General features: G+C 36.3%; 3 protein-coding genes. 1 reads left to right on the top strand and 2 read right to left on the bottom strand.

The annotated features are described in order from the left end of the window. Positions 1-49: 49 nt before the first annotated feature. Both G5B32_RS16490 and G5B32_RS16485 read right to left on the bottom strand, forming a co-directional pair. Positions 50-1978, bottom strand: coding sequence for an LTA synthase family protein (locus tag G5B32_RS16490; RefSeq protein WP_165292593.1), 1929 nt, complete (start codon positions 1976-1978; stop codon positions 50-52). A 1-nt stretch (position 1979) separates the two neighbouring features. Next, positions 1980-3848, bottom strand: a complete 1869-nt coding sequence (locus tag G5B32_RS16485; protein ID WP_165292592.1) for an LTA synthase family protein — start codon at positions 3846-3848, stop codon at positions 1980-1982. Positions 3849-4016: 168 nt separating this feature from the next. On the opposite strand from G5B32_RS16485, the gene G5B32_RS16480 reads away from it, so the two are divergent. Continuing rightward, positions 4017-6635 (top strand): valine--tRNA ligase, encoded by a 2619-nt coding sequence (locus G5B32_RS16480; RefSeq protein WP_165292591.1) that lies wholly within the window; start codon positions 4017-4019, stop codon positions 6633-6635. The last annotated feature ends 81 nt before the right edge of the window (positions 6636-6716 follow it).

Below are 6716 nucleotides of genomic sequence, written 5' to 3'. Positions count from 1 at the left end.
TCAGGCTCGAAAAATCGAGCCTGACTTTTTTTAAGATATTTTCTAGCGTTTAATCAACTGTCAACTTATTGTGAATCATACAATGATTATAACGCTGAATAAAAGCTTTCAATGTATTTTCCAATGAATCTTTTAAGGACGTATTATAAATTAAATCCCGTTTAAGGAATTTATCCTCTTTGAGATTAAAGATAGAGGTAACTTTCTCTCCATCGTGCGTCATGTAATAATCATGCTGAAATAGATTATACACACCGCCAATATTACTGACCACAAAGTTATCTTTATTCTCTTCGAAAGCATCAAAACCAAAAGAAAAATAAGGTTTTGGATAATGCAGATAGTTTAACACCGTCGGAAGAATATCAATTTGCTGAACCATTTTATCCGATATACCTTTGAGATTGCTTCCAGGCTGATAAAAAATTATAGGAATAGCAAAAGAATTCGGAGCCGTTTGATATTCTGGCAAGTAACTCATAGTTGCATGATCCGCGCAAATCACAAACAATGTATTTTTAAACCAAGGTGCTTTAGAAGCTTTTGCAAAAAACTCTTTCAAAGCATAATCTGAGTAACCGAGAGGCTCATGAATTTCTAAGGATCCTTTCGGAAATTTACCTTTATATTTTTCGGGAACTTTGAATGGATGATGTGAGGATAAAGAGAAAAATCCAGCAAAAAAAGGCTGTGGTAACTCATTCATTTTGTCTCCCATGAACTGCATAAACGGTTCATCCCAAATACCCCAAATACCATCAAAATCTGCATCATTATTGTATTCATTCTTTCCGTAATAATGTTTTATACCTGCTAATTGGGTATATGCCGAAAAGCCCATACTACCATTTGGTGCACCATGAAAAAATGCTGTTTCATATCCTTCATCACCTAATAATTTCGCCATACTCGTCGTTTTATTTCCCGAATAAATTGACAATACAAATGGTTCTCCTACAGATGGAATACCTGTGATTACAGAAGGTAATGCATCGATAGATTTACGACCATTTGCATACGTACGCGTAAACGTATAAGATTCGCCAATTAAAGAATCCAAAAATGGTGTATAACCTTTATAGGTCCCGTTATTGATATCCTTATTTAATGCGCCTATATGTTCTTTCCCAAAACTCTCTAAAATCAACAGCACAACATTGAGCTTCTTGAATTCAGAAGAATCTTTTGGCTGGTGAATGACAGTATATTTTGCATTTAATTCCTCTTCCGAGAAGTAATTTACTTCTTTTAAAGAAACCGCTTTTAATGTTTTCAATATACTGAAAGGTGTATTCAACACAATGTTCATTTCTTCCGGATTTTTCACATAATCACCAGCATTGCTCAACGTGATAGGACGGGTACTATGTGCCCATCCACCACGCACACCACCAATAAACAGGAAAATAATAAATAGAAAAGAAGCGAATTGAACGGTATAAAACAACCAATTTATCTTATCCGTTCTTACCAATTTTATTCGATCATAAGCTTTAGCCAAAAGCCAAACTAAAAGCACAAATAAGACCAACAAATACCAATAACCTATTAGAAAATCAATTGTCAATTTTAGTAGGTTTTCTTCATTAGCGAACTGCCCAAACACAGTTCCTGTTGTACGTTTAAGCGTAAAGGGATAATACGCAAAATCCACTAAATTCAAGGCTATACCAATAGAATTCGTTATCACGAAAACCCATTTGCAGACCTTCTGATAAGTAATATTATATTTAAATGGAAAAGGTAAACTCTGAAGTAAGATATAAAGGATATTGAAATACAAAATGGCTACTACATCAAATTTGACACCACCTACTAACATGGTTGCCAATTCATGACTGCTCACATGAGGAAATAAAGCCTTATTAAAACCGTAGAACCCCAATCTTAGAATGGCATAAACAAGTAGAAGGAAAACAAACTGAATAAACAATAAAAGCAACGTATTAAAATAGCCCTTCAATTGTATGTATTTCATATTAATAATTTTGAAAATCTTTAAAAACTTCTTGGTAATACCCTTTTGCAATACGGATTAAGCTATCTTTTTGACTATCTATCTTAACGCCCTCTTTGTAAGCGACTTTACCCCCTAACACATCATATCCTACCGCCTGCTCATTTGTGACAATGCCAAATGTGCTATTGGAATTATAAAATGCCACATGCAGTCTCGACCTCGTAAATAGATCAAAAGAATATTTAAAAGGAGATGGTTTATCACTAACAAAATTCCACAAAGTAGTTGCTACATCTAACTGACTTACGACCTGTTCCATTTTACGCCCCTTCCATTCTTCTTTCAAAGCACCGCCAAAAATAAACAACGGAATATGGTAACGCTTAGGATGCTCTAAGCCATATTTTTCATTTGGGTAAATATTTCCATGATCGGATACCACTACAAAAATAGTATCATCGTACCACCCTTTCTTCTTAGCACGCTCTACAAAATTTCCAATCATCGTATCCGTATAATACGCTGTACTGCGGTACATATCCGCTTTAGTCTTTTTACCAAATTTATATCCTCCATCGAGATTATATGGTTCGTGATTTACTAACGTATAGAAGATGGAGAAAAATGGCTTTTTATCCTCATCCAAATCTTGTAGCATACGTTCTGCTACAACATGATCGTACACACCCCAAGAATTTCTTTTCTCGTGTAAATCAAAATCTGCATTATCTACTACTCTTTCAATTCCGTGCGTAAACATATAAGATTTGAAATTGTAAAACTGACTTTGCCCTCCGTGATAAAACGAAGTGCTGTATTTCAACGAATCGTATATCTGTCCAATTGCAGGTAATTTTTCGTGCTTCGGAATGTATTGTATGATACTCTCCGTTCCTTGTGAAGGAAAACCACTCATTACAGCAATCATCCCTTTGTCCGAACGATCAGCAGCAGAATAAGCTCGTGTAAAATTCACGCCTTCACGCATATATTTATCCAAGTTTGGCGTAATACCCTTTTCACCACCTAGCTCCTCAAACACCTGCGCCACCATTCCTTCCAAAAGAATTAAAACAACATTTGGTCGGTCCATTCTTAATACATTTTCTACTGTATCTGAAGTTTTAGGAAGCACAGGATTAATAATTTGTTGAGCTTCTTCTTCTGACATAAAACGATAAGGATTTTTCTTAGCGCTTTTCATCATATCTTTTAAAAAAGCCCAATACGTATTTACAGCTAAGTGATTTGAAGTTGTATTATCCGAAAAATAAACTGCACTTGGATTCAATGTTGCACGACCGAAACCACCTCGTATAAAAGCAAAAAGGACAAATGCTCCAGTAACAAAAACAACTAATATAGATGACCAATTTTGATTCCTGTATTTTGCTGCTCTCACGACTATACCGTGGTAAGTATAGTGTGCAATTACAAAATATAAAACCACTGTAATAGCTGCGAAAATCAACATTCCTAGATCAATTGAACTCGTAACTCCACCAACAGTACCTGCTCCTAACAAGATCGCACGCTTACTAATTTTCTCTCCCCAGGATTCATAAAGCGGATTGTTTACTATAGTGATTAGTGCAAACAATACGGTTGGAACTAATGTATAACCGCGTAGCCACCATGGAGAAACAGGCTTTTTAATAACCAACAGCTGAATAATATAGAATATAAAAGGTAAAGCGATGAAATAACAAGCTAACGAAGCATCCAAGCGGATTCCATAGAGATACGAATAAAGAATATCAGATTTATCTTCAAATTTAGACCAATTACTTATCAAAAAGGCGGTTCTATCAAATAGAAAAAGTACATACCAATACAGGAAATAACTCAGTAAAAAAAGGATATGTGAACGCCAAGCGGGCTTATTCATTCTTTACAATATTTTAATTAATAAATAATAAATCCAAATTTCATCCAAAAGTAATCATATATACTCATATCTATTCCCTTATCAATATCATTTTTTATTTTGATTGATACATTTAAGTCCTATTAAATCCGTAATTTTGTACTTCAATTTTTTGATCGAATTTTAACAATGAGTATAGCAAAGACTTATAATCCGAAAGAAGCAGAAGAAAAATGGTATTCTTACTGGATGGAAAACGGATTTTTCCGTTCTACACCCGATGAGCGTGAACCATACACGATTGTCATGCCCCCACCAAACGTTACTGGCGTGTTACACATGGGACACATGTTGAATAATACCATTCAAGATGTATTGATTCGTCGTGCACGTATGCAAGGTAAAAATGCATGTTGGGTACCTGGCACTGACCATGCCTCTATCGCTACGGAAGCTAAAGTCGTTGCCATGTTGAAAGAACAAGGAATTGACAAAAAATCATTGACTCGTGAAGATTTCTTGAAACATGCTTGGGAATGGAAAGAGAAATACGGCGGTATCATCTTGAAGCAATTAGAAAAATTAGGTGCTTCATGTGATTGGGATCGCACAAAATTCACAATGGATCCTGATTTGTCAGAAGCCGTTATTGATACGTTCATCAAGTTTTACAAAGATGGCTATATCTACCGTGGTGTTCGAATGGTAAACTGGGATCCACAAGGCAAAACTGCGCTTTCTGACGAAGAAGTAATCCGTAAAGAAGTAAATCAAAAATTATACTACATCCGTTATAAAATCAAAGATTCGGATGAATATATTATCATAGCCACTACGCGTCCGGAAACGATTATGGCGGATACAGCTATCTGTATCAACCCTAACGATGAGCGTTATGCACACCTTAAAGGTAAGTCAGTTATCGTTCCGTTGGTAAATCGTGAGATTCCGGTTATTCAAGATGAATATGTGGAGATGGAATTCGGTACAGGATGTTTGAAAGTAACGCCTGCACACGATTTGAATGACTACGAATTAGGTCAAAAACACAATCTTCCAGTTATTGATATCTTAAATGATGACGGAACATTAAACGAAAAAGCAGAAATATTAGTAGGCGAAGATCGTTTTATCGCACGTAAGAAAGTTGCTAAATTATTGGAAGAAGTTGGTCAAATCGAGAAAATCGAAGACTACAAATCACAAGTTGGTTTCTCTGAACGTACAGATGCTGCTATCGAACCTAAATTATCGATGCAATGGTTCTGTAAAATGGAAGAAATCGCTAAACCTGCTTTGTCCTATGTAGAAGATGGCACAATCAAATTGATTCCAGAAAAATTCTTTGCTTCTTACAAGCATTGGATGGAAAATGTGAAAGATTGGTGTATCTCACGTCAATTGTGGTGGGGACAACGTATTCCGGCTTGGTACAATGACAAAAATGAATGGGTAGTTGCTAAAACTGAAGCTGACGCGATCAAAGAATTTGAAGCTCAAGGAAAATCTGCAGCAGGTATTCGTCAAGAAGACGACGTATTGGATACATGGTTCTCTTCAGGCTTGTGGCCAATGTCCGTTTTCGACGGTGTTCGTAACCCTGAAAACGAAGATTTCAAATATTACTACCCTACGAATGACTTAGTGACTGCTCCAGAAATTTTATTCTTCTGGGTAGCACGTATGATCATCATGGGGCATGACTATACACAAAAACCTCCTTTCCGTAATGTATACTTAACGGGTATCGTGCGTGACAAGTTGGGTCGTAAGATGTCAAAATCATTGGGTAACTCCCCTGATCCTATAGAGTTGATGGAACAATACGGCACAGACGGTGTACGTGTGGGTATGTTGTTATCTTCTCCTGCCGGAAATGACTTGATGTTTGACGTTTCTTACTGTGAGCAAGGTCGTAACTTCGCTAACAAAATCTGGAATGCGTTCCGTTTGGTAAAAGGTTGGGAAACAACAAATACGCCAGCTACTGAAGCGCAAAAAACTGCGGCTGTATGGTTCGAAAACCGTTTCAACCAAGCTGTAGCTGAAATTGATGAACACTTCGCAAACTACCGTTTGTCAGATGCCTTAATGGCAACTTACAAATTGATTTGGGATGATTTCTGTGCTTGGTACTTGGAATTAGTAAAACCAGCTTACCAACAACCAATCGAAGCAGAAACATTAGAAACGGTTAAAGTTTTCTTCCAAAAAGTATTGGCATTGGCACATCCTTTCATGCCTTTCTTGACAGAAGAATTGTACCATGATGAGATTTTCGGAGCTCGTGATGCTAAAGACTGTATCATCGTAGCAGAATATCCTAAAGTAGCTACTTTTGATGAGAATATCATCAAGGAATTTGCAACAGTACAACAAATCATTTCGGAAGTTCGTGCAATACGTAACTCAAAAGGTATTTCGCCTAAAGTGGAATTACCTTTAGCCATTAGCAATACAGATATTGATTTTGCGAAATACCAAGAATCTATTATCAAATTGGCGAATATTTCTGAACTGACTTTCGTACAAGAGAAAGTAACAGGTGCTTTAAGCTTCTTAGCTAGTAAAACAGAATGTTATGTACAGTTGGCTGCTGATAATATTGACGTAGAAGCAGAACGTGAACGTATTACCAAAGAAATCGAGTACTTAAAAGGTTTCCTAGTTTCGGTAGATAAGAAATTATCAAACGAGCGTTTCGTTCAAAATGCAAAACCAGAAATCGTACAAAACGAACAAAACAAAAAAGCCGATGCTGAAGCTAAAATTCAAATCTTAGAAGAAAGTTTAGCTAATTTGGGATAAAATCCTTTATTGTCGTTCTGACTATAGGAGAAATCTAAAAGTATTTCAAAAAACCTCACCAAATTTGGGAGGGCACTGAAA

This window comes from Sphingobacterium sp. SGL-16 (genome assembly GCF_011043515.1).
Taxonomy (GTDB): domain Bacteria; phylum Bacteroidota; class Bacteroidia; order Sphingobacteriales; family Sphingobacteriaceae; genus Sphingobacterium; species Sphingobacterium litopenaei.
Note: the sequence above shows the minus strand (reverse complement) of the source record. Positions and strands in the feature narration are given on the sequence as shown.

What these genes read in the sequence shown, in the direction of transcription:
- G5B32_RS16485 (WP_165292592.1), bottom strand. Translation starts at nt 3,848, where the DNA reads ATGAATAAGCCCGCTTGGCGTTCACATATCCTTTTTTTACTGAGTTAT.
- G5B32_RS16490 (WP_165292593.1), bottom strand. Translation starts at nt 1,978, where the DNA reads ATGAAATACATACAATTGAAGGGCTATTTTAATACGTTGCTTTTATTG.
- G5B32_RS16480 (WP_165292591.1), top strand. Translation starts at nt 4,017, where the DNA reads ATGAGTATAGCAAAGACTTATAATCCGAAAGAAGCAGAAGAAAAATGG.